Source organism: Streptomyces sp. PR69, from assembly GCF_026420845.1.
GTDB lineage: Bacteria > Actinomycetota > Actinomycetes > Streptomycetales > Streptomycetaceae > Streptomyces.
Genome location: NZ_JAOWCB010000005.1, coordinates 73234 through 99160 on the forward strand (window position 1 = coordinate 73234; position 25927 = coordinate 99160).

Genomic DNA, 25927 nt, shown 5'->3' on the forward strand with positions numbered 1-25927 from the left:
CGCCGGCCGCCCGGACAACCTCAACGTATGGCACGGCGTGCCAGGTGACAAGACACTGCGTGCCAACAATTTCTCTCAATTGTCATCCCGCGGGCACGCATGAGCAACAACGGCCGCCCCGTCGGGGCGGCCGTTGCGGACGGTGTGCTGTTGTGCGCGAGAGGTCAGTCCCCGGCGAGGGCCTTCCGGATGGCGCTCATGACCTCTTCCAGCGGCGCGTCCGTCCGGGCGACCGTCACCACCACGTCCCGGGACTCGGCCGCCGCCTCCGAGGGCTCGGCGGCCTCCGCGCCCTCCATGGCTTCCACGGCCTCCGCGCCCTCGGCGCCCCTCGGGCTTCTGGCCGCCAGTCCCCGGCCCACGCCGATGCCTGTGCCGAAGGTCTCCCGGACGATCGCGAAAGCGTGGTCGAGCTGCGCCTCGACATCGCCCTTGCCGCCCGCGCGCAGCCAGCGCCGCAGCACATGGTTGTGCGCGGTGACGACCGCGGACGCGGCCACCTCCGCCAGCAGCGGATCGTCATTGCCGTCGTGGTGGTCGCGTTCGTCGAAGTGGCCCAGCAGATAGCGGGTGAACAGCCGCTCATAGCGGGCCACCGAGGCGATCTCCCGCTCCCGCAGCGTCGGCACCTCGCGGGTGAGGCGGTAGCGCTCGACGGAGACCGCGGGGGAGGCCGCGTACATCCGCATGACCTCCTTGATGCCCCGGCACACGGTGTCGAGGGGGTGCTCATGGGCCGGGGCCGCGTTCAGCACCGCCTCCGCCCGCACCAGCGTGTCGTCGTGGTCCGGGAAGATCGCCTCCTCCTTCGACCGGAAGTGCCGGAAGAAGGTGCGGCGGGCGACCCCGGCCGCGGCCGCGATCTCATCGACCGTCGTCGCCTCGTACCCCTTCGTGGCGAACAGCTCCATGGCCGCGGCCGCCAGCTCACGGCGCATCTTGAGGCGCTGTGCGGCGGCCCGGCCGCCCGCCGTGCTCTCGGCGGCGCCGGGTGCGGCGGCGGTCGTCTGGGCGGACTTGGGCGGCGCGGACTTGGACGGCTGGGACATGCCCTGAACGTACTGCATTCGTGCAGGAGAGCGCGCCTGAGGGGCCGGGAGCGGGCCCGGCGGTCCGGCCGGGCCGCCGGGGGCGGGGCCGCCCGCCGACGGCTCGGCCGCCGGATCGAGCAGCCCGCCCCAGCCCCCGTACGGCTCAGCGCCGGGCATATTCGCGGAAGCCGCGCCCCGTCTTGCGGCCCAGGCAGCCCGCGGCCACCAGGTGCTCCAGCAGCGGCGCGGGCGCCAGGCCCGGGTCGCGGAACTCCTGGTGCAGCACCTTCTCGATGGCCAGCGAGACATCCAGGCCGACCACGTCCAGCAGCTCGAAGGGGCCCATCGGATAGCCGCCGCCGAGCTTCATCGCCGCGTCGATGTCGTCCAGCGAGGCGTAGTGGTCCTCGACCATCTTGATCGCGTTGTTGAGGTACGGGAAGAGCAGCGCGTTCACGATGAACCCGGCCCGGTCCCCGCAGTCCACCGGATGCTTCTTGATCTTCGCGGTCACCTCGCGGACCGTGGCATGCACCTCGGGCGAGGTCAGCACGGTGCGGACCACCTCGACCAGCTTCATCGCCGGGGCCGGGTTGAAGAAGTGCATCCCGATGACGTCCTGCGGGCGCGAGGTGGCGCGCGCACAGGCGACGACCGGCAGCGAGGAGGTGGTGGTGGCGAGCACCGCGCCCTCCTTGCACACCTTGTCCAGCGTGGCGAACAGCTGCTGCTTGACCGCCAGGTCCTCAGCGACGGCCTCGACCGCCAGATCGACGTCCGCGAAGGAGTCCAGCGTGCCGGCCGGAGCAATGCGCGCCAGTGCGCCGTCGCGCGCCTCCGCCGTCATCCTGCCCTTGTCGACGGAGCGGGAGAGCGACTTGGCGATACGGGCCTTGGCCGCCTCCGCCTTCTCCTGGCTGCGCGCCGCGAGCACCACGTCATAGCCGGCCTTGGCGAACACCTCGGCGATGCCGCTCGCCATCGTCCCGGAGCCCGCCACGCCGACCGAGCGCACATCACGGGTGTCCACGGCCTCGGCCGCCCGCTGCTTGGGCGTCAGCTCGTCCGCCACCAGCACATCGGTGCCCGGCGCGGCGTAGGTGTAGAAACCGCGGCCCGCCTTGCGGCCCGTCAGCCCCGCCTCGCTCAGCTGCTTCAGAACCGGCGCGGGCGCGTGCAGCCGGTCGCCGGAGGCCGCGTACATCGCCTCCAGCACGGTGCGCGCGGTGTCGACGCCGATCAGATCGAGCAGCGCCAGCGGGCCCATGGGCAGCCCGCAGCCGAGCTTCATCGCGGCGTCGATGTCCTCGCGGGAGGCGTACTTGGCCTCATACATCGCGGCGGCCTGGTTGAGATAGCCGAACAGCAGCCCGTCGGCGACAAAGCCGGGCCGGTCGCCCACCGCGACGGGCTCCTTGCCCAGCTCGCGGGCGAGGGCGGTGACCGCCTCCACGGCGTGCGGGGCGGTCAGCACCGAGGAGACCACCTCGACCAGCTTCATCGCCGGCGCCGGGTTGAAGAAGTGCAGCCCGAGGACCCGCTCCGGGTGCTCGGAGTCCGCGGCCAGCCGGGTGACGGAGAGGGCGTTAGTGCCGGTGGCGATGATTGCGCCGGGGCGGACGATCTCGTCCAGCGCACGGAAGACCTGCTGCTTGGCCTCGTATGACTCCGGGACCACCTCGATCACCAAGTCCGCGTCCGCGGCGGCCTGGAGATCGGAGAACGTGCGGAAACGGGCGAGGGTGTTGCGGCGCTCCTCCTCCGTGATGCGTCCGCGCTCCACGGCGCGCGCGGTGGCTGCCTCAAGGGCGTCGACCGCCTTGCGGGCGGCGACGTCGCTGATGTCGATGCCGATGACCTCGCGGCCGGCGCGGGCGAGCACCTCGGCGATGCCGGTGCCCATGGTGCCGAGGCCGACGACGGCGACGGTGCGCAGAGGGGTGTCCGAAGGCGTGTCCATCACAGGACTCCAGGGATGAGTGACGACTGATGAACGGCGTATGAGGGGAACGCCGTGAGGCGCGCGCGGCGCACGGGAAACGCGGCCACGCGGCGCAGGGCAGTGCGTGGCGAAGGGCCGACGGACTCTGTCCCGGAGTCCCGTCGTACTGCGTGCCGAAACCGACTGCACTCTCGGCGGCTGCGTCACCAGGCCACCGGGAGCCGAGCGGGGGTAACCCGCTCACTTGAGATTAACTCGCGGGTAACGAGCGCGCCAGTGCCGGGCGGGTGTGATCTGGGTCGCGACCGGCCGGACGCCGATAGGCTGACGGTCATGGACGCGGAGTTACGGTCACTGGCGGAGCGGCTGCGGAAGGAGTCGGGGGGCTCCGAGGAGTACGAGCGGCTGCTCGTCACCGAGGACGGGGAGGAACTCGCGGATGTGCTCACCGCACACGAACGCCCCTTGTGGGCGCGGGAGATGGCGGCCTTCAGACTCGGCTGCGCCGGTGACAGCCGGGCCTTCGAGGCGCTGGTGCTGCTGCTCAACCACCGCGACCCGGCCCGCAATGTCTCCGCGGCCGTCGCGCTGTCCCGCCTGAACGACCCGCGCACCCCCAAGGCGGCCGCCGCGCTGGCCACGAACGAGCTGCGCGTCGCCTATGCGCTACTGCCCGTGCGCCTGCTCACCAGGCTGCGGGCCCCGGAGTCCGCCCCCGCCCTGATGACCGTCCTGCGCCGCCGGCTGGCGCCCGGCGATCCGTACTGGAAGGTCGCGCTGGCGTGCGTGGAGGGGCTGGGCGCGCTGGGCGACAAGCGCGCGGCGCCGCTGCTGGATACGGCGCGGACGCATCCCCGCCTGTGCGCGGCGGCGGAGGCGGCGCTGGCCCGGCTGTCCTGACCCGGGGCTTAAGCCCCCGGACCCCCGCGCCTCAATCTCCCCCAGCTACCGCTGGGAGGTACCCCCAGGCGGGGCTGGGATTTGGCGTAGCCAAATTCAGCCCGTCCGGCGTTTGAGGACACGGCCGAAGGCCGTACAGGGGGTGTGGGGGCTTAAGCCCCCAGTTTCGGGATGGGGGTCCCCCCACGCCCCCTGGGCGTAGGGGGAGGGCGGGGTGGGGGAAAACGCACGCCGCAGGCGGAACCGGCTCACAGGAGCGTCAGCTGCGTGCCCCGCTCCGGCTCCGCCACCGGGCGGGCGTTGCCGCGAGACCCGCCGCGGCCCGCCGTGGGCCCCACCCCGAACTCCGCCGCCAGCTCATGCACCTGCCGTGTAACCCGCCGCTGGTACCACCGCGGCGCATACGCCCCGTCCCCGTACAACCGCTCGTACCGCCCCACAAGCTGCGGATGCGTCCGCGCCAGCCACGCCATGAACCACTCCCGCGCCCCCGGCCGCAGATGCAGCACCAGGGGCGTCACCGACGACGCGCCCGCCGAGGCGATCGCACGAACGGTCGCGCGGAGCTGGTCCGGGCGGTCTGAGAGGAAGGGGAGCACCGGGGCCATCAGCACCCCGCACCCGATGCCGCTGTCGGCGAACGCGCGTACGACGTCGAGGCGGCGCTCGGGCGAGGGGGTGCCCGGCTCCACCGTGCGCCACAGCTCGCCGTCGGTGAAGCCGACGGAGACGGAGATCCCCACGTCCGTCACATCGGCCGCCTGCCGCAGCAGCGGGAGGTCCCGCAGGATCAGCGTGCCCTTGGTGAGGATCGAGAAGGGGTTCGCCCGGTCGCGCAGCGCCTCGATGATCCCCGGCATCAGCCGGTAGCGGCCCTCCGCCCGCTGATAGCAGTCCACGTTGGTGCCCATGGCGATATGCGCTCCCTGCCAGCCGCGCGCGGCGAGCTGCCGTCGCAGCAGCTCCGGCGCGTTGATCTTCACCACGATCTGGCTGTCGAACCCGAGGCCCGTGTCCAGGTCCAGATAGCTGTGCGTCTTGCGGGCGAAGCAGTACACACATGCGTGTGTACAGCCGCGATACGGGTTGACGGTCCACTCGAACGGCATCTGCGACGCCCCCGGCACCCGGTTCAGAATCGAACGCGCCCGGATCTCATGGAAGGTGATCCCCCGGAATTCCGGGGTGTCAAAGGTTCTGGTGGTCACCGCCGAGGCGCTGAACAGCGCGGGGTCTGCGGCTGCCGCGGGGTTCTCGGCCAGATGGTCCCAGCGCATGGGCGCCTCCTCAGTCGCTCTGGCCACAGAATAGAACACATGTTCCCTTGATCGCCGCAACCCTGATTTGGGCGGCCGCAGCCGAGGTGGTTGGCTAGCGCTGCCCGAGCAACAACCGAATGCTGGAGGAACAGGAATGGCGCAGGTCGAGGCCACCACAGAACGGATCATCTCGGCGGACGCGGAGACGGTGTTCGATGCGCTGGCCGACTACGAGAACACCCGCGCAAAGCTCCTGCCCGAGCACTTCAGCGAGTACGAGGTCAAGGAAGGCGGCGACGGCGAGGGCACTGTCGTCCACTGGAAGCTCCAGGCCACCAGCAAGCGGGTCCGCGACTGCCTGCTTGAGGTGACCGAGCCGACCGACGGGCAGCTCGTCGAGAAGGACCGCAACTCCTCGATGGTCACCACCTGGATCGTCACCCCCGCGGGCGAGGGCAAGTCGAAGGCCGTCGTCACCACGGTCTGGAACGGCGCCGGCGGCATCGGCGGCTTCTTCGAGCGCACCTTCGCGCCCAAGGGCCTCGCCCGGATCTACGACCTGGTGCTCGCCAAGCTCGCCGCCGAGGTTGAGAAGTAGCCATCGGGCTCACCGGTTCGAGTGGTTTCCCCGCGGCCTGTGGTGCGCGTCAGCGCCACGGGCCGCGGGCGCTCTCCAGGAAGGGCCCGGAGACTGGCTCTTCGTCAGCTTCTCCATGGATTCGCGTTCTCCATGGATTCGCGCGGGCGCACGACCTATTCCCGCGTTGCCCCGCGCATGGCGGACCAAGAGCCGTACGGTGGTGGCGAGGCCGCGGCCAGGGCCGCGGGGAAGGAGCCTGACACCCATGGACAGTGGTGTTCCGCCGGAGCCGCAGTCGCGCGCCGCAGCCGGGCGGATTCCGCTTGCCGTGGTCGTCGTGGACGGGAGCGGGCTGGTGTCCCACTGGTCCACCGGGGCGCGGCGGCTGTTCGGACCGGACAGGCAGGAGGCGGTCGGACAGCCGGTCGTCGAGCTGCTCCCGGTCTCCGGGGCCCTCTCCGCGGACGGCGAGCCCGGCATGTACGGCCCTGAGCCGTCCCCGTACGACCCGGCGGCACTGGGCCCCGGGCTCGACGCCTCCCTGCACGGGCTGACCGCCTACCCCGCCGCGGGACGGGCCCGGATCTCCCGGCAGCCCCGCGTCGCGGAGGACGGACGACGCGACGACCGCGTCGACGTGCTCTGGTGGGCCTACCCGCTGATCGGCCCCGGCACCGGGCGGCTCCTCGTGCTCGCCGCCGACGCCGCCAGGCTCGCGACGGACGACACGAGCGCCGACGCGGCCGCAGACGCAAGCCCCCGCGCGGCCGCAGACGCAAGCGCCGCCGAGCGCATCGCACCCGGCTTCGCCCTGCACACCGAATTCCCCGGCTTCGACGAACTCGCGCTGCGGCTGCCGGAGATCCTGCCCAGCATGAGCGTGCAGGAGTCCTCCCGCATCGTCTCCCAGGTGCTGGAGCTGGGCTATCCGGTGCTGGAGTTCAGCCACCACGACCGGGTGCCCGTCACCCCCGACTGGGGCGTGCCCAAACGCGCCGAACGCACCGCGCGCCGCCGCGCGGCCCGGCAGGCGGCCGCCGCCGGAGAGCAGGTGGACGCCGCCGACCTGGCGAAGGACCTCGAATACGCCGCCGTACGCGAACGGCTTGAGTTCCTCAACGAGGTCAGCGGACGCATCGGCTCCTCGCTCGACCTCGCCCGGACGATCCAGGAAGTCAGCGCGGCCGTCGTGCCGCGCTTCACCGATGTCGCCGGAACCTATCTGCGCGAGCAGGTCATCGCAGGCGAAGGCTTCCCCGACGGGCCGCCCGACGCCACCACCATGTGGCACCGCGTCGCCGTCGAGCATGTGGACGAGCCGGGCCGCTGGGACGATGTGGTGCCGGTCGGCGAGGCCATGCCGTTCCCCGTGCACACGCCCTTCTTCCAGTGCATGACCACAGGCGAGCCCGTGCTGGTGCCGCGGATCAGCGAGGAGATGGGCACCGCCATCGCCTCACAGTTCGAAAAACGCGACATCCGGCCGCTGATCAACGGCCGCTCGATGCTCGTCGTACCGCTCAAGGCGCGCAACGTCGTGCTCGGCTTTATGATCCTGCTCCGCCACCCCGAGCGCCCCCTCTTCAACGACATGGACCGGGTCACCGGCGCCGAACTGGCCGCCCGCGCCGGGCTCGTCCTCGACAACGCCCGGATGTACACCTACCAGGAGACCGTCGCCGAGACCCTCCAGGACTCGATGCTGCCGCAGGTCACCCCGCGCATGCCGGGCTGTGACACCGCCACCCGCTATCTGCCGGGCGCCATGCTCGGCCGGGTCGGCGGCGACTGGTTCGACACCGTCAAACTGCCCGGCTCCCGGACGGCCCTGGTGGTCGGCGACGTCATGGGCCACGGCCTCAACTCGGCCGCGATGATGGGGCAGCTGCGCACCGCCGTCCACACCATGGCCGCCCTCGACCTGCCGCCCGAGCAGCTGCTGCGCAATCTCGACGATCTCGCCCAGCGGCTCGGCGAGCACTATCTGGCGACCTGTCTGTACACGGTCTACGACCCGATCCGCCACGAGCTGCGCATGGCCAACGCCGGTCATGTCCCTCCGGTGCTGGTGCGCGCCGCCGACGGACGCAGCGAACTGCTGCATCTGCCCACGGGTGCGCCCATCGGCGTCGGAGGCGTGCCGTTCCGCTGCGTCCGCGTCCCGGTGTCGCCGGGGGACCGGCTCATCATGTGCACCGACGGACTGGTGGAGGTACGGGGCGAGGACATCGGCGTCGGTCTGGCGACGCTCTGCGAGTCGGCCGCGCACCCCGCCGCCTCCATGGACGCGGCCTGCGACACGATCATCCGCGCCCTCAACACCCGCGGCGGCCGCAAGGACGACGTCGCCCTCCTCATGGCCCGGCTCAACGGCATAGACGGAGGCTCAGTCGCCTCCTGGGAGCTGACGCTCGATCCGCGCGAGGCACGCCGGGCGCGTCTGCTCGTCCGGGAACAGCTGGCCAGATGGGAGCTGCACAGCGTGGCCGAGACCGCCGAACTGCTGGTCGGCGAGGTGACGGCCAACGCGGTACGCCATGCCAAGGGCACCCGCGCGACGCTGCGCCTGGTGCGGGCGGACGCCCTGGTGTGCGAACTCGCCGACGCGGACCCGGCGCTGCCCGCCCTGCTCGACGCGGGCCCGGACGACGAGCGGGGGCGCGGACTGCATGTGGTGAGCACCCTGGCGCGGGAGTGGGGCACCAGCCACACACCGGAGGGCAAGACCGTCTGGTTCGAACTGTCCCTGTCATAGGCGGCTCCCAGGCAGCCTGCTCTTCGGCGCTCTGCTCGAACTCCTCGTGAAGGAACGGTCGGCCGGCGGTCCCGGTGCTTGTCGTCCGCGCCCGGGGCAGGTAGACCGATCTTGACAAGGTGCCGACCATGGGGAGCGGTCATGAGCGTGACGGATCATTACAAGGACGCCTGGGAGGGGTTCTGGAGCGAGGCCCCCGATGTGCCCGGAGAGGTCTTCTGGGACACCGAGCCCGCCCTCGCCGCGGAAGCGCACCTCGCGCTGTTCGAACCGCATCTCGCCGATCCCGCCCTGACCCTGGTCGACCTGGGCTGCGGCAACGGCACCCAGACCCGCTTTCTGGCCGACCGCTTCCACCAGGTGCTGGGCGTGGACCTCTCGGCGGCCGCGGTCGAGCGCGCCAGACGACAGGATCCTTCGGGGGAGCAGCGCTTCAGAGAGCTCGACGCCGTCGATTCGGACGCGGTCGCCCAGCTGCACGCCGAGCTGGGCGACGCCAATGTCTATATGCGCGGAGTGCTGCATCAGTGCGTGGACAAGGACCGGCAGGCCCTCGCCGACACCATTGCGACGCTTGTGGGGCAGCGGGGCAGGGCGTTCGTGGTGGAGCTTGGAGAGGAAGCGGGGGCGCGGCTTATGGCTCTGGCGCAGCGTGCGGCGGGACCGCCGGCCAAGCTGCTGCCGGTGCTGCGGCACGGCATCGCGCCGGGCGCGGTCGCGGACGCGGAGGTCGGCCGGCTCTTCGCCGCCGCGGGGCTCGATGTGATCGCCGAGGGTGAGCTGCCGCTCGCCACCACCGAGCATGCGTCCGACGGCTCCCGGCTGGAACTGCCCTCCAGATGGCTGGTGGTGGGGCGGGCCAGCGCCCGGGACAACGGCTGAGCCGTCTCGCCGAACCGCGCGAGCCGAACCGCGCTCGGCGAGGTGCCGCGAGGTGTCGGCTGAGGCGTCGGCTGAGGGCTGGGGTGAGACGCCGGGCTGAGGCGTCGGCTGCGCGCCTGCTGAGGTGCGGGCTGAGACGCCCGGCTGAGCGGCGGGCCGAGGTGCCGGGCTGAGTGGCGGCAGGGCAAGGCCCTGAGGCCGGCCGTGTCCCCGTCCGCTCGCGGATGAGGACACGGCCGGCCGGGCAGGCCGCGTGCCGGGCCCTGCCCCCGGCACGCGACAGCCACGGAAGCCGTCAGCTCGTCGCGACGCCGACCTCGCCGTCGGTGAGCAGCCACTCCTTCTCCACCCGCCCCAGCGGAATCCGGTGCGACAGCACAGGCGTGCCGAAGACGGACAGCTGGAGCTGGAGATGCCCGCTCAGGGCGAAGCCGCCGTGCAGCCGCCAGGCGGCGGACGCCGAGGCGGAGGCGTCCGCCCCGCCGGTGACCGAGGCCTCGGCGCCCGCGGTGACACCGGCCCGGACGTACGGCGCGAAGTCCGCGGTCACGCCGACCGTGCCGTACAGGCCGACGGAGGCCTCCGCGCCCAGCACGGCCTTGGCCTGGCCCGCGGCCGTCACGGACGCCGTGACCGGGGAGCTCTTCGTCTGCGACTCGGCGACCGGAGTCCAGCCTGTGGCGGGCGCATAGCTGCCGCCGAACCGGAAGTCGCCCTTGACGTCCTGGGTGACGTCCAGCGTCACCCGGCCGTCCGCCTCGACCTGGAGATAGCAGGTGAGGTCGAGGTTCACCACGACCGGCACCGGGCCGACCTGGATCACCGGGTCGGCGTGCAGCTTGGCGAAGGGGATCCGCAGCGGCTCGGCGGCGGCCGCCGCCCGGCCCTTGAAGGACCACTGCGAGGTCCAGTCGCCGGACAGTCCGAGGAACGCGGCGCCGGGGCCCTGCTTGTCCGGCTGGCTCTGCTGCTGACCGGAGCTGCCGTCGTACGAGAACGCCACCTCCGGGGCCAGTTGCACAAAACCGGACACCGACGCGGAGGCCGAGACGGGAGCGCCCTCCGCCGTGGCCACGGATGTGCCGACGTCGAGCCGCAGACTGCCGAGGGGCAGCCGGCCGGCGTTGGGGCCGAAGCGGGCCCCGCCCGGCTTGGCCCAGGAGAACTTCACCCCTTTCAGCAGGGGTTCGACGTCGACCGAGGAGGGATCGACGGGTATCCGGCCCTCGGCCTTGTCGTCGTCGAGGAGCGCGGCGAGCGTGGTGGGCCTGGTGGCGACCTCGGTGCCCTGGCCGGTCTGCGCCAGCACCTCGGTCACCTCGGCCAGCAGCCCGTCGGGCGCGCCGGGCGCGGGCGCGCTGGCGATGATGTCGCCGGGGGCCACCGGGGCGTCTCCGCCGGGCGACGCCGGGCTCTTGCCGGGGGTGTCCGGGCTCGCGCCGGGACCGTCCGTGTCCGCGCCGGGACCGTCCGGGCCGGTGCCGGGGGCGTCCGGGCTCGCAGTGGGACCGTCCGGGCCGGTGCCGGGAGCGGTCGGGCTCGCATCGGGGCCGGTCGGGCCGGACGTATTCCTGCCGCCCTGCGGCGGCGCGGATATGACGGCCCGCCGGGTCTTGCTGTCGTACGAGGCGACCTTCAGGGCGCTCCGCTGCGCGCCCGCACCCTGCCCCACCTTCCGGCCCGAGCGGGCCACCGCCGCGGGCGTGGCGGAGCCGGACTGAGCCGGTGTCACCTCCAGCTCCCGTGAGGTGTCAGACCCCGGCGTCGCACCGGGGGAGACGGAGACGGGGACGGAGGGCGCGGCGGGGGCGGCGTCGGGCTGCCCCTCTGTGGAGCATCCGCTCACCGTGAGGGTGAGAGCGGCGAGGGCGGGGACCAGTAATCTCCTGGCTGTGGTGCGCACGATGGATCCTCGGCGGAGTGTCGGGGGGTGGCGGTCATTACCTTCCGGTAATGAGGGAAGGATCATGCCATGTTCCGCCAACTATCCGCACACAGGGGGGAGTTGCCCCGAGCCGCCGCCGTTCCCGCTCGTACACGGCCGCGGTGCGAGCCCAACGCCGCCCGGCCGTGACACCGCCTCTTGGCCCGCCGCTTCCGCGGCGCGTAACGTGGCAGGGCATGAAGATCCTCATCAGCGCCGACATGGAAGGCGCCACAGGCGTCACCTGGCCGGCCGATGTGCTGCCCGGCACCCCTCAGTGGGAGCGCTGCCGGCCCATGTTCACCTCCGATGTGAATGCGGCGGTGCTGGGCTTCTTCGACGGCGGCGCCGATGAAGTGCTGATCAACGAAGCGCACTGGACCATGCGCAATCTGCTGCTGGAGCAGCTCGACGAGCGGGTGCAGATGCTCACCGGCAAGCACAAGTCCCTGTCCATGGTGGAGGGCGTGCAGCACGGCGACGTGGACGGCATCGCCTTCGTCGGCTACCACACCGGCGCGGGCATGGACGGCGTGCTCGCCCACACCTACCTGCCCAACGCCGTCACCGGGGTGTGGCTCAACGGCGTGCGGGCCAGCGAGGGCCTGCTGAACGCGCATGTGGCCGCGGAGTACGGCGTCCCGGTGGTGCTGATCACCGGGGACGATCTGACCTGCGCCGACGCGGACGGTTATGCGCCCGCCGCCCGCAAGGCCGCGGTCAAGGACTGCGTGTCCCGCTATGCCGCGGTGTGCCGCACCCCGGCGCGCACGGCAGCGGACATCCGCGCCGCGGCCAAGGAGGCCGCGGCGCTCGCGGTGCGCCATGAGCCGGTGCGGGGCGGGCCGTTCACGGTGGCTCTGGAGTTCGACGCCGAGCACCTCGGGGCGGCGGCCACGGTGGTGCCCGGTGTCGTATCCGAGGGTGAGCGGCGCGTCGCCTATGACAGCGGGACGATGTATGAGGCCATTCGCACATTCAAAGCGGTCACAACGATCGTCTCCGCGGCCATGGAGGAGCAGTATGGCTGATGTGACAGCCCGCCACGCCCACCCCGACCGTGCCGAAGCGGCCCCGCCCGTCGACGCGCAGGCGTACGAGGAGGCGGTGAGCTTCACCTCCGACCTCATCCGCATCGACACGGCCAACCGCGGGGGAGGCGACTGCCGGGAGCGGCCCGCCGCCGAGTATGTCGCCGAGCGCCTCGCCGGAGCGGGGCTCGAACCCGTCCTGCTGGAACGCACACCCGGCCGTGCCAACGTCGTGGCCAGGATCCCCGGCAGCGACCCCTCCGCCGACGCACTCCTCGTCCACGGCCATCTCGACGTGGTGCCCGCCGACGCCTCCGAGTGGACCGTGCCCCCGTTCTCCGGGGAGATCCGCGACGGCGTGGTGTGGGGCCGCGGCGCGGTCGACATGAAGAACATGGACGCGATGGTGCTCGCGGTCGTACGGTCCTGGGCGCGGGCCGGAATCTCCCCCCGGCGCGACATCGTGATCGCCTACACCGCCGACGAGGAGGACAGCGGCTCCGACGGCGCGGCCTTCCTCGCCGACGCCCACGCGGACCTCTTCGAAGGGTGCACCGAAGGCATCGGCGAAGCGGGGGCCTTCACCTTCCACGCCGGCCGGGGCCTGCGGCTCTACCCGGTGGCGGCCGGTGAGCGCGGCACGGCCTGGCTCAAGCTCACCGCGCACGGCAACGCGGGCCATGGCTCCAAGCCCAGCCCCGCCAACGCCGTGACAAAACTGGCCCGGGCCGTCGCCCGGATCGGCGAGTACGAGTGGCCCGTGCGGCTCACGGCGACGGTCCGGGCCGCACTGACGGAGCTGGCCGCGCTCCAGGGCATCGAGACGGACCTCCACGCGCGCGACCTTGACGTGGAGGCCCTGCTGGAGAAGCTCGGCCCGGCCGGGGCGCTCGTCCGCCCCACCGTGCGCAACAGCGCCAACCCGACCATGCTGGACGCCGGATACAAGATCAATGTGATCCCGGGGCGCGCCGTCGCCTTTGTGGACGGGCGGACGCTGCCGGGCCACGAGGAGGAGTTCGCGGCCACCATGGACCGGCTGACCGGCCCCGACGTCGAGTGGGAGTTCCACCACCGGGAGATTCCGCTTCAGGCCCCGGCGGACTCCCCGACCTTCGCCCGGCTCAGAGCCTCGCTGGAGCGGTTCGACCCGGACGCGCGCGTTGTGCCGTTCTGCATGGCGGGCGGCACGGACGCCAAGCACTTCGCCCGGCTCGGCATCGAGGGATACGGCTTCTCACCCCTGAAGCTGCCCGAAGGCTTCGACTACCCGGCGATGTTCCACGGAGTCGACGAACGCGTACCCGTCGAGGCGCTGCACTTCGGCGTGGACGTGCTGGACCACTATCTGAAGTCCGCATAGGGGGAGTTGGGCATGGTATCCACGGGGGCGTACGGGACATGGCCGTCGCCGATCGGCGCGGCGCTCGCCGCCTCGCACGACGGTCGGCCGGAGTTCCTCGGCATGGTCGGCGACGAGGTGTGGTGGACCGCGCCGCGCCCGGCCGAGGGCGGCCGGCGGACCCTGGTCCGCCGGCGCGCCGACGGCGGCGAGGAGTCGGCGCTGCCCGCGCCGTGGAACGTCCGCAGCAGAGTCATCGAGTACGGCGGACAGCCCTGGGCCGGGACCCCGCAGCCCGGCGGCCGCGGACCCCTCGTGGTCTTCGTCCACTTCCCCGACCAGCGGCTGTACGCCTACGAGCCCGACGCTCCCGGCGCGACGCCGCGGCCCCTCACGCCCGTGTCGGACGTCGGGGGCGGGCTGCGCTGGGCCGACCCGCGCATCCGGGCGGAGCACGGCGAGGTCTGGTGCGTGCTGGAGGAGTTCACCGGCCCCCGGCCCACCGACGTACGCCGGGTGATCGCCGCTGTGCCGCTGGACGGGTCCGCCGCCGCGGACCGCGCCGCGCTGCGGGAGCTCACCGATGACCGGCGGCGCTTCATCACCGGGCCGCGCCTCTCCCCGGACGGCAGGCGGGCCGCCTGGCTCGCCTGGGACCATCCGCAGATGCCGTGGGACGGCACCTCGGTCCTGATCGCCGACATCGCCGACATCGCCGATATCACCGACAGCACCGACGGGGCGGACAGCACCGAGGTCACCGGCGGCGGCACCGCTGACGCCGCCGGCGGGGCGCGGCTCACCGGGGTCCGCTGTGTGGCCGGAGGAGCCGACGAGTCGGTCGCCCAGGTCGACTGGGCCCCCGACGGCTCGCTGCTGCTCGTCTCCGACCGCGGCGGCTGGTGGGAGCCGCAGCGCATCGCGGCGCACACGCTGGCCGCGTCGTCCCCCGGAGCCGAGCCGCCGCCCGCGCCGCCCGCGACCACCCCTCAGGAGCCGCTGCCGCGCACAGAGCTGTGCCCCGGCCGGGAGGAGGAGTTCGGCGGACCGCTGTGGAAGATCGGCCTCAGCTGGTTCGCCCCGCTGGCCGACGGGCTGATCGCCGTCATCCACGGCAAGGGCGCCACCGCCCTCGGCATACTGGACCCCGAGACCGGCGAACTGGTCGACGCCGCGGGCCCCTGGACCGCATGGGCGCCCACGCTCGCCGTGCACGGCGAGCGCGTCATCGGCGTCGCGGCCAGCCCGCGCAGCGCCGCCGAGGTCGTGGAACTGGACACCCGCACCGGGCGCACCCGCGTCCTGGGCTCAGCCCATGACGACCCGGTCGACCCCGCGTACTACCCCGAGCCGCAGCTCCGCACCTTCACCGGGCCCGGCGGCCGCGAGATCCACGCCCATGTCTATCCGCCCCACAGCCCGGACCGGGTCGCCCCCGACGGCGAACTCCCGCCGTTCGTCGTGCGCGCCCACGGCGGCCCCACCGGCCATGCCCCGGCCGTACTCGACCTGGAGATCGCCTACTTCACCTCGCGCGGCTTCGGCGTCGTCGAGGTCAACTACGGCGGCTCCACCGGATACGGACGGGAGTACCGCGACCGGCTGCGCGAGCAGTGGGGCGTGGTCGACGTCGAGGACTGTGCGGCGGTCGCCCGCACCCTCGCCGCCGAGGGCACCGCCGACCCGGCGCGGCTCGCCATCCGCGGCGGCAGTGCCGGCGGCTGGACCGCGGCCGCATCCCTGACCGGCACGGACGTCTACGCCTGCGGGGCCGTCAGCTACCCCATCCTCGATCTGGCGAGCTGGGCCGACGGCGAGACGCATGACTTTGAATCGCAGTATCTGCGGTCGCTGGTCGGGCCGCGGGAAGAGGTGCCGGGCCGCTACCGGGAGCGCTCGCCGCTGCACCACGTCGACCGGATCAGCGTGCCGTTCCTGCTGCTCCAGGGCCTGGACGATGTGATCTGCCCGCCCGCGCAGTGCGAGCGGTTCCTGGAGCGGACGGCCGGACGCGGCATCCCGCACGCGTACATCGCCTTCGAGGGGGAGGGGCACGGCTTCCGCAGAGCCGACACCCTGATCCGCGCACTGGAAGCCGAACTCTCCCTGTATCTCCAGACCTTCGGCATCGAGCGGCCCGACACCCCGGTGCTGGAGCTGAGGAAGTGACCGCGTCATCGCCGTCCCTGACCCGCCCTCGGCGGCTGCGGCCGGGGGACAGGGTCGCCGTCGTGGCCCCCGCGGGGCCCGTGCCCGAGGAGCGGCTGGAGTCCGGGCTCGCCGTCCTGCGTGACTGGGGGCTCGACCCCGTGACACCGCCCCACGTCCGCGGGCGCCACCCGGACCTGCCCTATCTGGCCGCCGCCGACGCGGTGCGGGCGCGCGAGCTGACCGAGGCATGGTGCGAGAAGTCCGTGTCCGCCGTACTCTGCGCCCGCGGCGGCTACGGCGCCGCCCGCATGGCCGATCTGCTCGACTGGACGGCGATACGGGCCGCGGGCCCCAAGGTCTTCGTCGGATACAGCGACATCACCACACTGCACGAGGCGTTCGCCCGGCGCATGGGCCTGGCCACGCTGCACGGCCCCATGGCAGGCGCGCCCGGCTTCCTCGGCGACCCGGCCACCCGGGAGTCGCTGCGGGCCGCGCTCTTCGAGCCGGAGTCGGTCCGCGTGCTGGGGCTGGATACCGCCCGCACCCTGGTGCCCGGCCGCGCGCGGGGCGTCACCTTCGGCGGCTGCCTCACCCTCCTCGCGGCCGACGCCGGCACCCCGCACGCCCGCCCCGCCGCCCACGGCGGCCTGCTGCTGATCGAGGACGTCGGGGAGGAGGACTACCGGATCGACCGGGCGCTCACCCAGCTGCTGCGCGCGGGAACCCTGGACGGCGTCATGGGCGTCGCCCTCGGGTCATGGGCGCGGTGCGGACCGTACGACAGAGTGCGGGCGGTGCTCCGCGACCGGCTGGGCGGGCTGGGCGTTCCGGTCGTGGAGGAACTGGGATTCGGCCATGGCTCCCCGGCGCTCACGGTGCCCCTCGGCGTCAGCGCCGTACTGGACGCCGACGCCCGCACGCTGACGCTGGACGAGCCCGCCCTGCTCTGACCCCGCCCGCCCGGCTCTGACCCCGCGCGCGCTACTTCGACGAGGCCGCCTCGCGCAGTGCCGCATACCCCGGGCGGATCACCTCGTCGATCAGCCGGCGGCGCTCCGGCAGCGGCAGGAACGCCGACTCGACCGCGGCCACGGTGAACTCCTCGAAGACCTCGGGGCCGTAGCCGAACGCCTCCGCCATGTGCTGGAACTCCCGGCTCATCGTGGTGCCGGAGACCAGGCGGTTGTCGGTGTTCAGCGTGATCCGGAACCCGAGGCGGCGCAGCAGGTCGATGGGGTGCGTGGCGTAGTCCTTCGCCGCGCCCGTCTGCAGATTGGAGGTCGGGCAGACCTCCAGGGCGATGCGGTTGTCGCGGACGTAGGCCGCGAGGTGGCCCAGCGTCGCCGAACCGTCGTCGTGCACGGTGATGTCGTCCGTGATGCGCACGCCATGGCCGATGCGCTCCGCGCCGCAGATCTGCACCGCCTCGTGGATCGACTCCGCGCCGACCGCCTCGCCCGCGTGGATCGTGAAGTGGCAGCTGTGCCGCTTCAGGTGCTGGAAGGCGGGCAGATGGCGGGCGGGCGGGTTGCCGATCTCGCCGCCCGCGATGTCAAACCCCGCCACCCCGCGCTCACGGTGCGCGACGGTCAGCTCGGCTATCTCCAGGGAACGGTCCGTGTGCCGCATGCCGGTGAGCAGCGCCCGCACTGTGATCCGCCCGCCGGTGCGGCGCTCGCCCTCCCGGAAGCCGGCGTTGACCGCGTCCACGACCTCGTCGAGCGTCAGACCGCGTTCCTGGTGCTGCTCGGGGGCGTACCGCACCTCGGCGTACACGACGCCGTCGGCCGCCAGATCCTCGGCGCACTCCGCGGCGACGCGCTCCAGCGCCTCACGGGTCTGCATCACCGCGCAGGTGTGGGCGAAGGTCTCCAGATAGCGCTCCAGCGACCCGGAGTCCGCGGCGTCGCGGAACCAGACCCCAAGCGCCTCCGGCTCCTCGGTCGGCAGCCCGCGGTAACCGCACTCACGGGCCAGTTCGATGATGGTGGCGGGGCGCAGACCGCCGTCGAGGTGGTCGTGGAGGACGGCCTTGGGTGCGCGCAGGATGTCAGACAAGTGCATACCCGCTGAGTGTACGGCACGCCAAGCTCAAGCCTTGCCGGTGTTTGAGGGCGGGGGGCCTGGGGCGGAGCCCCCGGTTATGTCGTGTGGAGCACCGGCAGGGCGGGCGCGCCCGTCGGCAGCATGTGCTTGGCCGCGAGGACCGGCGTCTGTGCGACCCGGATCACCTGGGTGACCAGCACCGCGGGCGTGTCCGCCGAGCGGTCCAGCTGTTCGCCGCGGCGCTGCCCGAGCACGGTCGCCGTCACGGCGCTGTGCCCGGTGAGCTGGATGCCCCGGGACGCCCCCGCGAGCACCGAGAGCATGGACGCCGCAGGGGCGGGCTCGGCGCGCAGGGCCTGTGCGAACGCCGGATGGACACGTTCCAGCACCTCCTCCTCCGCGGCCCACTCCTGGCTGAGCGCCGCCGCCGTGCCCTCCCCGGTCAGCAGCGACTCCCAGAAGCGCAGCTCCGCGCGGGCCGCGGCCAGCAGATGCTGGGCGGTGAAGTCGGTGGGTTCCTCCACCGCGCGCAGCAGCGGCCGCACCCGCAGCGCGGCCCCCGCCGACAGCAGCTCCTCAAGCGGCTGGACACGCTCGTAACCCCGCCGCGGCACACGGTCGTTGACCGTTCTGCCCACGCCGCGGCGCACCGTCAGCAGGCCGTCCTCCTGGAGCAGCAGCAGCGCCTCGCGCAGGGCGGGTCGGCTCACCCCCAGCGCGCCGGCGAGCCGGGGCTCGGACGGCAGGGTGGAGCCCGGCGGATAGGTGCCGTCGTGGATGGCGTCCGCGATCCGCTCGTACAGCGCGACGACCGGTCTGCGCTGCTGTGCGCTGACTGCCACTGCTCCTCCTCGGCCCAACCTGTCAGCTAGCTCTGATCGCCACGCTATGCCGGTTCCCGCGGCCGGGCAACGGCCGACGCGTCGCCGTCTGCCCGTCCCGAGCTGGGATTTCAGCCCAAATCGAGGGTGCTGCGCAATTCACGGCCCGGAAGGTCTTGACGTTCTACGCACGTAGATTCCACTCTGTGTGAGCCGCAACTTGTCAGACAAGTGACGAGCAGCGGAAATTTTGCAAGACAGCAAGACAGCAAGACGTCACACGACATCCGAGGCAAAGGGGCCGACATGTCGACCAGGCTGGGCCGGACACCGTCCGGGGCCGCATCCGATCTCACAGGCCGCGGCAGCATGCTGCTCGCCATGGTGCTGGCCGTTCTCGGCTATCAGATCAACGCCACGATGCTCAGCCCCGCGCTGCCCGACGTCATCGAGCGCCTCGGCACCTCGACCGCGGCCGCCGGCCTCTCCCAGACGCTGTTCTTCCTGATGGCGGCCATCGGCCAGGTCACCCTCGCCCGCCTCAGCGACCAGCGCGGCCGCAAGCCGATGATGATCGTCTGCGCCTTCGTCCTGATCGCCGGCAATCTGCTCTGCGTCTTCGCGCCCAACATCGAGATCTTCATCGCCGGCCGCATCCTCCAGGGCGTCTCCGCGGCGATGTTCACACTCGCCTTCCTCACCCTGAACCAGCTGCTCAGCCCGGCGGGCTTCGGCAAGGCGGCCGGCATCATCACCGCGGTCAACGGCGGTCTCGCCGGAATTGACGCCATCGCCGGCGGCCAGATCGCCGACACCATCGGCTTCCGCGGCATCTTCGTCTGCTCCACGCTGATCGCCGTCGCCGGGCTGATCGGCGTCCGCCGGTACGTCCCCGACGTCCCGCCGACCGCCGCCGACGGCCGTTTCGACTCGCGCGGCATCACCGCCCTCGCCCTGGGCCTCACCGGGGTGCTCGTCGGCCTGGCGCAGGGCGCGAGCTGGGGCTGGACCTCGCCGCTCACCGCCGCCTTCCTGCTCGGCGGCCTCGCCTCCCTCGTCTTCTTCGTCCTCTCGCAGAAGAGCGCGCCCAACCCCGTCATCGACATCGAGGTGCTGGCCTCGCGCCGCGCCTGGCCGCTGCTGATCACCACCGTGTGCACGCTCGGCGGCGCGTTCGGCGCGATCGCCCTGACCATCCCGCTGTTCTCGCAGGACGCACGCGTGGGCCTCGGCCTCTCCGCCGTCGCCGCCGCCGTGCTGTTCCTGACCCCCATCCAGCTGATCGGCGTCATCTCCGCGCCGCTGACCGGGCGGCTCGGGCCCCGGATCGGCTGGCGTACGGTCGTGGTCGCCGGCGCGGTCGCCAACTTCGCGATCTTCCTCCTCGCCACGCTCTTCCTGCACCACGAGTGGGTCCTCATCGCCTCGCTGGCCGCGCTCGGCGTCACCTACGGCGGCTTCATGCTGACCGGTCTCAACGGCCTGGCCGTCACCACCGCCCCCAAGGACAAACCGGGCTCCCTCTCCGGCCTCAACGGCGCCTGCTTCGGCATCGGAGCGTCGCTGGGCATCGCCCTCGCCTCCGCGATGATCACGGCGGGCAGCGATGCGCAGGGGCCGACCGAAGCGGGCTATCAGCACGCGATGTACGCGGCGCTCGCGCTGCTGGCGCTCGGCGTGGTGTCCTCGCTGCTGATCCAGCGGCCGGACGAGGACGGCACGCCGGGGTCCGCACAGGATCAGGACGAGGACGAGCCGCGTCTCATCCTCGCGCACCACTGACCCGCCCCCTCAGCCGGGCCCGCCGGGAACCGGGGCCGCCGCGACGACCAGGCTGCGCGGCCCCGTCACCCGTATGGCCCGCCCCAGCCGCTCATGGGACCGGGATCCGTCCATCCTGGTCCCATGAGCCCCAGGGAAGCATCGAGCAGCGGCGGCAGCAGGCGACGCGGCGGCAGCATCCGTGACTGGCTCACCCCGGCCAGGGTCACCGTCCTGGTGATCGCCCTCCTCGCGATCATCTTCATCTTCGAGAACACCCGCCAGGTCAAGATCCGGCTGTTGATCCCCGAGGTCTCCATGCCGCTCTATCTGGCGCTGCTCGCGATGTTCGCGGTCGGCGTGCTGTGCGGAAGCTACTTCTTCCGCAGACGGGAGCGATGAGCGGCCGTCAGGGCTGCACCACTGGCTAGGCTGCCGCGATGCACGAACCGTCAGCCCCCCGTCCCGCCGCCCACGCCGCCTTCCTCGCCGTCGGCCCCCGCGTGGGCATACGCCCCATCTCCTACGGCGACGGCCGGGAGTTCACCGCCCGCGCCCGCGAGAGCGCGGAGCACTGCCGGCCCTGGCTGTTTCCGCCCGAGACCGCCGAGAAGTACGCCGCCTACGCGGGCCGGCTCATCGAGGACCCGGCACACGCCGGATTCCTCGTCTGCATGCGCGACAGCGGAGCGATCGCCGGCTTCGTCAACGTCAACAGCATCATCGGCGGTGCGTTCCAGTGCGGCTTCCTCGGCTACGGCGCGTTCGCGCACGCCGTCGGCCGCGGGCTGATGTCCGAGGGGCTGCGACTGGTGCTGCGCCATGCCTTCGGCCCGATGGGCCTGCACCGGCTGGAGGCCAACATCCAGCCCGGCAACGCGCCGTCCATCGCGCTCGTCCGGAGAGCGGGTTTCCGGCTTGAGGGCTTCTCGCCGGACTATCTGTTCATCGACGGCGCGTGGCGCGACCACGAACGCTGGGCGATCACCAGGGAGATGACCGCCGATGCGATGACGCGGTGATGTTCGGTGATGCGGCGCGGTGGCGCGCGGTGACGCACAGTGACGTCAGGCCGCCGGGCCGCGGTCCACATACTCGAAGACGGAGCCGTCCGGGTGCACGGCGATCAGATTCCGCCCTGCCGGGGTCGGCACCGGGCCCGCGACGACCCGCGCGCCCACCGCCTCCAGTGTGGCGCACGCCTGCTCCACATCGCGGACCGCGATCGTCGCCGACACCTTGCGCAGCACTTCCAGTTCCGACTCCGGGCCGCTCATCAGCAGAAAGCAGCCGACAGCGGCCGCGGAGACGCCGCCGCGCTCGAAGCGATGGGCGGGGGCGCCGGTGAGGTGTTCGTAGAACGAGGCTGCGGTGTCCAGGTCGTCGACGCAGATGCGGAGCGTGGTACCGAGGATCTCCATACCTGTGAGCGTAGGGCCTCTTCGGGGGGCTTTCCCCTCCCCGCCCCTTCCCGTAACTGGGGCTCCGCCCCAGACCCCGCTTTACGGGGGCTCCGCCCCCGGACCCCCGCGCCTCAATCGCCGGCGGGGCTGGATTGTGCGGCTCCTCGCGCTTCAAGCGTCGGCGGGGCTGGGTTTCCGGCCCCTGCCTCGATCGGCGGCGAGGCTTGATTTCCGGCCTTGCGTCTTAAGCCTCGGTGGGGCTGGACTTCTGGTCCCTCGGCCCTCAGGCTCCCCCAGCTACCTCCCCCAGACTCCGTCTGGGGGTACCCCCAGGCGGGGCTGGAGAACCCAGCCCGTTGGGGGTGCCTCCGTGCGGGCAGCCCCGGGCAGAGTCCGGGGGGAGTTTGAGGACACGGCCTTCAGGCCGTACAGGGGCGGGCGGGGCGAAGCCGCCGCTTCTCGGGCGTGGGGCGGCAGGCCCGCAGCCCGCACCCCCGAAGGGGGCAGGGGGCGGAGCCCCCAGGTGCGGGAAGGGGGGTTCCCACACCCCCCGGAGAGGGCCGGGGGCCCACCCCCCCGGCAGTTCACACGCGGCAGAGGATTTCACCGTGCGGCACCAGAAACCACGCGTCCTCCGCCCGGCCCCACGCGCGCCAGGCGTCGGCGAAGGCGGCCAGGTCCTCGGCGGTGGCGTGGCCGCCCTCGACCGCGAGGCGGGCATAGTCGGATTGGGTCGTGCGCTCCGCCCACAGGCCGCTCCACCAGGCCCGTGACTCCTCGTCGGCGAAGCACCAGGCGTCGGCGGACGCCGTGATGTCCGTGAACCCGGCCCGCCGGGCCCAGGACAGCAGCCGCCGGCCGGCGTCGGGTTCGCCGCCGCTCGCGCGGGCCACCTGGCGGTACACCCGCTGCCATGCGTCGAGAGCGGGCACTTCGGGGAACCAGGTGAACGCCTGGTAGTCGCTGTCGCGCGCGGCGACGATCCCGCCCGGCCGGCACACACGCCGCATCTCGCGCAGCGCCCCGACCGGGTCCCCCACGTGCTGGAGCACCTGATGGGCGTGCACCACGTCGAACGAGTCATCGGCAAAGTCCAGGGCGTGGACGTCGGCGACCGAGAAGCGGACGGTGTCCAGACCGCGGACTTCCGCGGTCGCGCGTGCCTGGCGCAGTACGTCCTCGGCGGCGTCGACGCCGGTCACCCGGCCCGGCGCCACCAGTTCCGCGAGGTCGGCGGTGATGGTGCCGGGACCGCAGCCGACGTCCAGCACCTCCATGCCCGGCCGGAGTTCGCCGGCCAGATACGCGGCCGAGTTCGCGGCGGTCCGCCACTGGTGCGAGCGCAGCACGGACGCATGGTGCCCATGGGTGTAGACGGCGGTCTCTTTCGGCACGGCCGGCTCCTCTCCGCTGCCCCGGCCCTGGCGGCCTGGGGTCCGATGTGAGGCCCACCGTACGCCAGTTGGCCACAATGCGAGATGTGTGTCTTGTTATATGGACGGACAGCGGCGGCGGAGAGCTGCCGTCAACTCCCGCGGGAACGCAGGAGTGCGCCCGGTACGCCCACACAGCCGTGCGCGCCCGCCCGCCCGGCGGGATGACGCGAAGCTTCGTATAAAGGGGGCATGGACGGGGCAGAGGTACGGCGGCACAGGCACGGCGGAGGTGACGGCATGCGGCAGACGGCTCCGGAAGGCCGGGGGCCCGTCCGCTACGGGCCCTCCGCGCCCGAGACCGGGCTGCCCGTCCTCCCCGAGCTCGCCGACGTGCTCGCCGCCGCGGCTGGGCACGCCGCCGAGCCGCCCGGCGGCGGCCTGCCGCTGCGGGAGGCCGCCTGCGCCTACTGGCAGCGGCGCGGGCTGCGCACCCGTCCCGAGGAGGTGGCCGCGGCCCCCGGCGCCCAGCCGCTGCTGTTCGCGCTGCTCGCCGCATACGGCGGCGATGTGCTGATGCCCCGCCCCTGCCCCGCCTGGTGGACCCCGCAGGCGCGGCTGCTGGGCAGGCCCGCCTACCATGTGCCGACCCCGGCCGAGTGCGGCGGCGTGCCCGATCCGTACGCCCTGCTGGAGACCGTGCGCCGGGTGCGTGCCGAGGGCGGCTCCCCGCGGCTGCTGCTGCTCTCCGTCGTCGACGACCCGACCGCCACCGTCGCCCCGCCGGAGACCGTCCGGGAGGCCTGCGAAGCGGCCGTCGGCGAGGGGCTGCACATCATCAGCGACGAGACCTGGCGCGACACCCTCCACCGTCCGCACGACACCGTGCTGTTCAGCCCCGCCGAGATGTGGCCGGAGGAGGTCACCGTCATCAGCGACCTCGCCGGGGCGCTCCTCCCGGCGGCCTGGCCGGTCGCCGTCGCCCGGTTTCCGCACACCGACCGGGCGGCCGCGCGCCGCGCCAGGACCCTCGACATCCTCACCGCGCTGGGAGCGGAGGCGGCGGGACCGGTCGCGGCCGCCGCCGCGTACGCCCTCGGGGAACCCCCGCCGGTCGCCGAGCGTGCCGTACGCGCCGCCGCGCTGCACGCCCGGATCACCGCCGCCGTGCACCGCGCCGTGCTCGGCTCCGGCGCGCTCGCCCGGCCGCCGCAGGCCGGCCGCCATCTCTACGCCGATCTGGGCCCGCTGCGCGCCCCGCTCGCGCAGCGGGGCGTCACCGACTCCATGGAGCTGGAGGAGTATCTGACGCGGCGGCTCGGCACGCCGACGCCGGGCGGGCACCGGTTCGGGGACGAACTGGGCGCCCTGCGTGTGCGGCTGGCCACGGGACCGCTGCTGGGAACTGCTCACGACCAGCGGTGTGAATCCCTCACCTCACGGACGCCACTGGAATTGCCGCACGTCGCGGACGCGTTGAGGATTCTTGAATCGGCTTTCGACGAGCTGAACGACGAACTGAGCGACGCGCTGAGCCGACGACACCGCGCCGGACGGCCGGCGTCGCACGAACGGCGTTGAACGGAGCCGCGATGACGGAACAGGCGGAGCGTACGGAGCCCCCGCATCGGCCGCGACCGGAGCAGCCCGGGGAACCGGGCGAGTCGCCGCCGCCCCGCTCCCGGTCCCGCTCCGTCACCCGCCCGCTGTACGAGCTGCGCCGCTGGCCCCGCTCCTTCGCCGACCGGCTGACCGCGCCGCTGCCCGGCGTACGGGCGCTGGCGCGCCTGGCCAGGGAGGGCGCCGTGCGCCCCGGCGCGGAAGGGCTGCGCGACACCCCGCTGCTGCCCTTCGTCCCCGGTCCGCTGCCCGCCGCGGACCCCTCTGGCCTCGCCGTCACCTGGGCGGGCCACGCCAGCTGGGTGCTGTCCATCGGCGGGCTGACCGTCCTGACCGACCCCGTCTGGTCGCACCGCATCCTCGGCACCCCGGCCCGGCTCACGCCCGTCGGGGTGCGCTGGGAGGACCTGCCGCGCGTTGACGCCGTCGTCATCAGCCACAACCACTTCGACCATCTGGACGCGCCCACGCTGCGGCGGCTGCCGCACGGCACGCCGGTGTTCGCCCCCGCGGGGCTGGGTCGCTGGTTCCGGCGCCGCCGCTTCAGCCGGGTGACCGAACTCGACTGGTGGGAGGGGGCCGAACTGCCCGCGCCCGGCGGGCGGAGGGTCCGCTTTGACTTTGTGCCGGCCCACCACTGGTCCAAGCGGACGCTCACTGACACCTGCCGCTCCCTGTGGGGCGGCTGGGTGCTCACCTCCTCCTCCGGCCGCTCCGTGTACTTCGCGGGCGACACCGGTTACGGACACTGGTTCAAGGAGATCGGCCGCCGCCACCCCGGCCTCGATGTGGCGCTGCTGCCGATCGGCGCGTATGAGCCGCGCTGGTGGCTCGGCGATGTGCACACCGACCCGGAGGAGGCGGTGCGCGCCTTCGAGGACCTCGGGGCGCGGAACATGGCGCCCATGCACTGGGCGACCTTCGTGCTCTCCGCCGAGCCGGTCCTCGAACCCCTCACCCGCGTACGCGCCGCCTGGGCCCGCACGGGCCGCCCGCGCGACGAACTGTGGGACCTGCCGGTGGGAGGCTCACGGGTGCTCCCGTAACACCACGGGGCTCGCACAAGCGACGGCGCGTCGCCCGCCCGCGTCGCCCTGCCCGGG

Annotated in this window: 21 protein-coding genes; 13 read left to right on the top strand and 8 right to left on the bottom strand. The window is 72.9% G+C overall.

What is annotated here, in order from left to right; translation table 11 throughout:
- Nucleotides 1–164 precede the first annotated feature (164 nt).
- Nucleotides 165–1049 carry a TetR family transcriptional regulator gene (locus tag OF819_RS06495; protein ID WP_267242391.1) on the bottom strand — a complete coding sequence of 295 codons (885 nt, stop codon included), beginning with the start codon at nt 1047–1049 and terminating at the stop codon, nt 165–167.
- Between the two features lie 145 nt (nt 1050–1194).
- Nucleotides 1195–2991, bottom strand: a complete 1797-nt coding sequence (locus tag OF819_RS06500; protein ID WP_267242392.1) for a 3-hydroxyacyl-CoA dehydrogenase family protein — start codon at nt 2989–2991, stop codon at nt 1195–1197.
- A 315-nt stretch (nt 2992–3306) separates the two neighbouring features.
- On the opposite strand from OF819_RS06500, the gene OF819_RS06505 reads away from it, so the two are divergent.
- The gene (locus tag OF819_RS06505) at nt 3307–3873 is read left to right on the top strand and encodes a HEAT repeat domain-containing protein (RefSeq protein WP_267242393.1); all 567 of its coding nucleotides are present in this window, start codon (nt 3307–3309) and stop codon (nt 3871–3873) included.
- 248 nt (nt 3874–4121) lie between these two features.
- Here OF819_RS06505 and OF819_RS06510 read toward each other — a convergent pair whose 3' ends face one another.
- On the bottom strand, nt 4122–5150 hold the full coding sequence (locus tag OF819_RS06510) for an Rv2578c family radical SAM protein (RefSeq protein ID WP_267242394.1): 1029 nt from the start codon (nt 5148–5150) through the stop codon (nt 4122–4124).
- Between the two features lie 136 nt (nt 5151–5286).
- Between OF819_RS06510 and OF819_RS06515 the strand changes: the two genes are divergently transcribed.
- From OF819_RS06515 to OF819_RS06525, 3 genes are all read left to right on the top strand, one after another.
- Entirely contained in the window at nt 5287–5730 is a 444-nt protein-coding gene (locus tag OF819_RS06515; RefSeq protein ID WP_267242395.1) for an SRPBCC family protein, read from the top strand.
- A gap of 247 nt (nt 5731–5977) precedes the next feature.
- Nucleotides 5978–8467: a SpoIIE family protein phosphatase gene (locus tag OF819_RS06520; protein ID WP_267242396.1), complete on the top strand. Its 2490-nt coding sequence runs from the start codon at nt 5978–5980 to the stop codon at nt 8465–8467.
- Between the two features lie 141 nt (nt 8468–8608).
- Entirely contained in the window at nt 8609–9349 is a 741-nt protein-coding gene (locus OF819_RS06525; protein WP_267242397.1) for a class I SAM-dependent methyltransferase, read from the top strand.
- A gap of 295 nt (nt 9350–9644) precedes the next feature.
- On the opposite strand, the gene OF819_RS06530 is transcribed toward OF819_RS06525, so the two are convergent.
- Nucleotides 9645–11252: a hypothetical protein gene (locus tag OF819_RS06530; RefSeq protein WP_267242398.1), complete on the bottom strand. Its 1608-nt coding sequence runs from the start codon at nt 11250–11252 to the stop codon at nt 9645–9647.
- Between the two features lie 218 nt (nt 11253–11470).
- On the opposite strand from OF819_RS06530, the gene OF819_RS06535 reads away from it, so the two are divergent.
- From OF819_RS06535 to OF819_RS06550, 4 genes are read left to right on the top strand one after another with little or no spacing between them, the layout of a single operon-like run.
- Nucleotides 11471–12304: a M55 family metallopeptidase gene (locus OF819_RS06535; protein WP_267242399.1), complete on the top strand. Its 834-nt coding sequence runs from the start codon at nt 11471–11473 to the stop codon at nt 12302–12304.
- Nucleotides 12297–13667 (top strand): M20/M25/M40 family metallo-hydrolase, encoded by a 1371-nt coding sequence (locus tag OF819_RS06540; protein ID WP_267242400.1) that lies wholly within the window; start codon nt 12297–12299, stop codon nt 13665–13667. The genes OF819_RS06535 and OF819_RS06540 overlap by 8 nt, the downstream gene beginning before the upstream one ends.
- Before the next feature lie 12 nt (nt 13668–13679).
- Entirely contained in the window at nt 13680–15815 is a 2136-nt protein-coding gene (locus OF819_RS06545; protein ID WP_267242401.1) for a S9 family peptidase, read from the top strand.
- Nucleotides 15812–16750, top strand: coding sequence for a S66 peptidase family protein (locus tag OF819_RS06550; RefSeq protein ID WP_267242402.1), 939 nt, complete (start codon nt 15812–15814; stop codon nt 16748–16750). Before OF819_RS06545 ends, OF819_RS06550 begins: the two co-directional genes overlap by 4 nt.
- Before the next feature lie 31 nt (nt 16751–16781).
- Here the strand turns inward: OF819_RS06550 and OF819_RS06555 are convergent, their stop codons facing one another.
- Together OF819_RS06555 and OF819_RS06560 are read right to left on the bottom strand one after the other, a co-directional pair.
- Nucleotides 16782–17864 (bottom strand): adenosine deaminase, encoded by a 1083-nt coding sequence (locus OF819_RS06555; protein ID WP_267242403.1) that lies wholly within the window; start codon nt 17862–17864, stop codon nt 16782–16784.
- Between the two features lie 77 nt (nt 17865–17941).
- Nucleotides 17942–18688, bottom strand: a complete 747-nt coding sequence (locus OF819_RS06560) for a GntR family transcriptional regulator (protein ID WP_267242404.1) — start codon at nt 18686–18688, stop codon at nt 17942–17944.
- Nucleotides 18689–18973: 285 nt separating this feature from the next.
- Here OF819_RS06560 and OF819_RS06565 point away from each other — a divergent pair, with 285 nt between their 5' ends.
- The 3 genes from OF819_RS06565 (at nt 18974) to OF819_RS06575 (ending at nt 21450) form a co-directional block, all read left to right on the top strand.
- Nucleotides 18974–20449, top strand: a complete 1476-nt coding sequence (locus tag OF819_RS06565) for an MFS transporter (RefSeq protein WP_267242405.1) — start codon at nt 18974–18976, stop codon at nt 20447–20449.
- Nucleotides 20450–20572: 123 nt separating this feature from the next.
- On the top strand, nt 20573–20830 hold the full coding sequence (locus tag OF819_RS06570; protein WP_267242406.1) for a LapA family protein: 258 nt from the start codon (nt 20573–20575) through the stop codon (nt 20828–20830).
- Nucleotides 20831–20868: 38 nt separating this feature from the next.
- Nucleotides 20869–21450, top strand: coding sequence for a GNAT family N-acetyltransferase (locus OF819_RS06575; RefSeq protein ID WP_267242407.1), 582 nt, complete (start codon nt 20869–20871; stop codon nt 21448–21450).
- A gap of 45 nt (nt 21451–21495) precedes the next feature.
- On the opposite strand, the gene OF819_RS06580 is transcribed toward OF819_RS06575, so the two are convergent.
- Nucleotides 21496–21849 carry a VOC family protein gene (locus tag OF819_RS06580; protein WP_267242408.1) on the bottom strand — a complete coding sequence of 118 codons (354 nt, stop codon included), beginning with the start codon at nt 21847–21849 and terminating at the stop codon, nt 21496–21498.
- A gap of 566 nt (nt 21850–22415) precedes the next feature.
- Nucleotides 22416–23225, bottom strand: coding sequence for a methyltransferase domain-containing protein (locus OF819_RS06585; protein WP_267242409.1), 810 nt, complete (start codon nt 23223–23225; stop codon nt 22416–22418).
- 279 nt (nt 23226–23504) lie between these two features.
- Here OF819_RS06585 and OF819_RS06590 point away from each other — a divergent pair, with 279 nt between their 5' ends.
- Complete coding sequence (locus OF819_RS06590) at nt 23505–24785, top strand: aminotransferase class I/II-fold pyridoxal phosphate-dependent enzyme (protein WP_267242410.1); 1281 nt, start codon at nt 23505–23507, stop codon at nt 24783–24785.
- An 11-nt stretch (nt 24786–24796) separates the two neighbouring features.
- Complete coding sequence (locus tag OF819_RS06595; RefSeq protein ID WP_267242411.1) at nt 24797–25870, top strand: MBL fold metallo-hydrolase; 1074 nt, start codon at nt 24797–24799, stop codon at nt 25868–25870.
- Nucleotides 25871–25927 lie beyond the last annotated feature (57 nt).

Coding starts and splice junctions, on each gene's coding strand:
- OF819_RS06495 (WP_267242391.1), bottom strand. CDS start 1,049: ATGTCCCAGCCGTCCAAGTCCGCGCCGCCCAAGTCCGCCCAGACGACC.
- OF819_RS06500 (WP_267242392.1), bottom strand. CDS start 2,991: ATGGACACGCCTTCGGACACCCCTCTGCGCACCGTCGCCGTCGTCGGC.
- OF819_RS06505 (WP_267242393.1), top strand. CDS start 3,307: ATGGACGCGGAGTTACGGTCACTGGCGGAGCGGCTGCGGAAGGAGTCG.
- OF819_RS06510 (WP_267242394.1), bottom strand. CDS start 5,150: ATGCGCTGGGACCATCTGGCCGAGAACCCCGCGGCAGCCGCAGACCCC.
- OF819_RS06515 (WP_267242395.1), top strand. CDS start 5,287: ATGGCGCAGGTCGAGGCCACCACAGAACGGATCATCTCGGCGGACGCG.
- OF819_RS06520 (WP_267242396.1), top strand. CDS start 5,978: ATGGACAGTGGTGTTCCGCCGGAGCCGCAGTCGCGCGCCGCAGCCGGG.
- OF819_RS06525 (WP_267242397.1), top strand. CDS start 8,609: ATGAGCGTGACGGATCATTACAAGGACGCCTGGGAGGGGTTCTGGAGC.
- OF819_RS06535 (WP_267242399.1), top strand. CDS start 11,471: ATGAAGATCCTCATCAGCGCCGACATGGAAGGCGCCACAGGCGTCACC.
- OF819_RS06540 (WP_267242400.1), top strand. CDS start 12,297: ATGGCTGATGTGACAGCCCGCCACGCCCACCCCGACCGTGCCGAAGCG.
- OF819_RS06545 (WP_267242401.1), top strand. CDS start 13,680: ATGGTATCCACGGGGGCGTACGGGACATGGCCGTCGCCGATCGGCGCG.
- OF819_RS06555 (WP_267242403.1), bottom strand. CDS start 17,864: ATGCACTTGTCTGACATCCTGCGCGCACCCAAGGCCGTCCTCCACGAC.
- OF819_RS06565 (WP_267242405.1), top strand. CDS start 18,974: ATGTCGACCAGGCTGGGCCGGACACCGTCCGGGGCCGCATCCGATCTC.
- OF819_RS06570 (WP_267242406.1), top strand. CDS start 20,573: ATGAGCCCCAGGGAAGCATCGAGCAGCGGCGGCAGCAGGCGACGCGGC.
- OF819_RS06575 (WP_267242407.1), top strand. CDS start 20,869: ATGCACGAACCGTCAGCCCCCCGTCCCGCCGCCCACGCCGCCTTCCTC.
- OF819_RS06580 (WP_267242408.1), bottom strand. CDS start 21,849: ATGGAGATCCTCGGTACCACGCTCCGCATCTGCGTCGACGACCTGGAC.
- OF819_RS06590 (WP_267242410.1), top strand. CDS start 23,505: ATGCGGCAGACGGCTCCGGAAGGCCGGGGGCCCGTCCGCTACGGGCCC.
- OF819_RS06595 (WP_267242411.1), top strand. CDS start 24,797: ATGACGGAACAGGCGGAGCGTACGGAGCCCCCGCATCGGCCGCGACCG.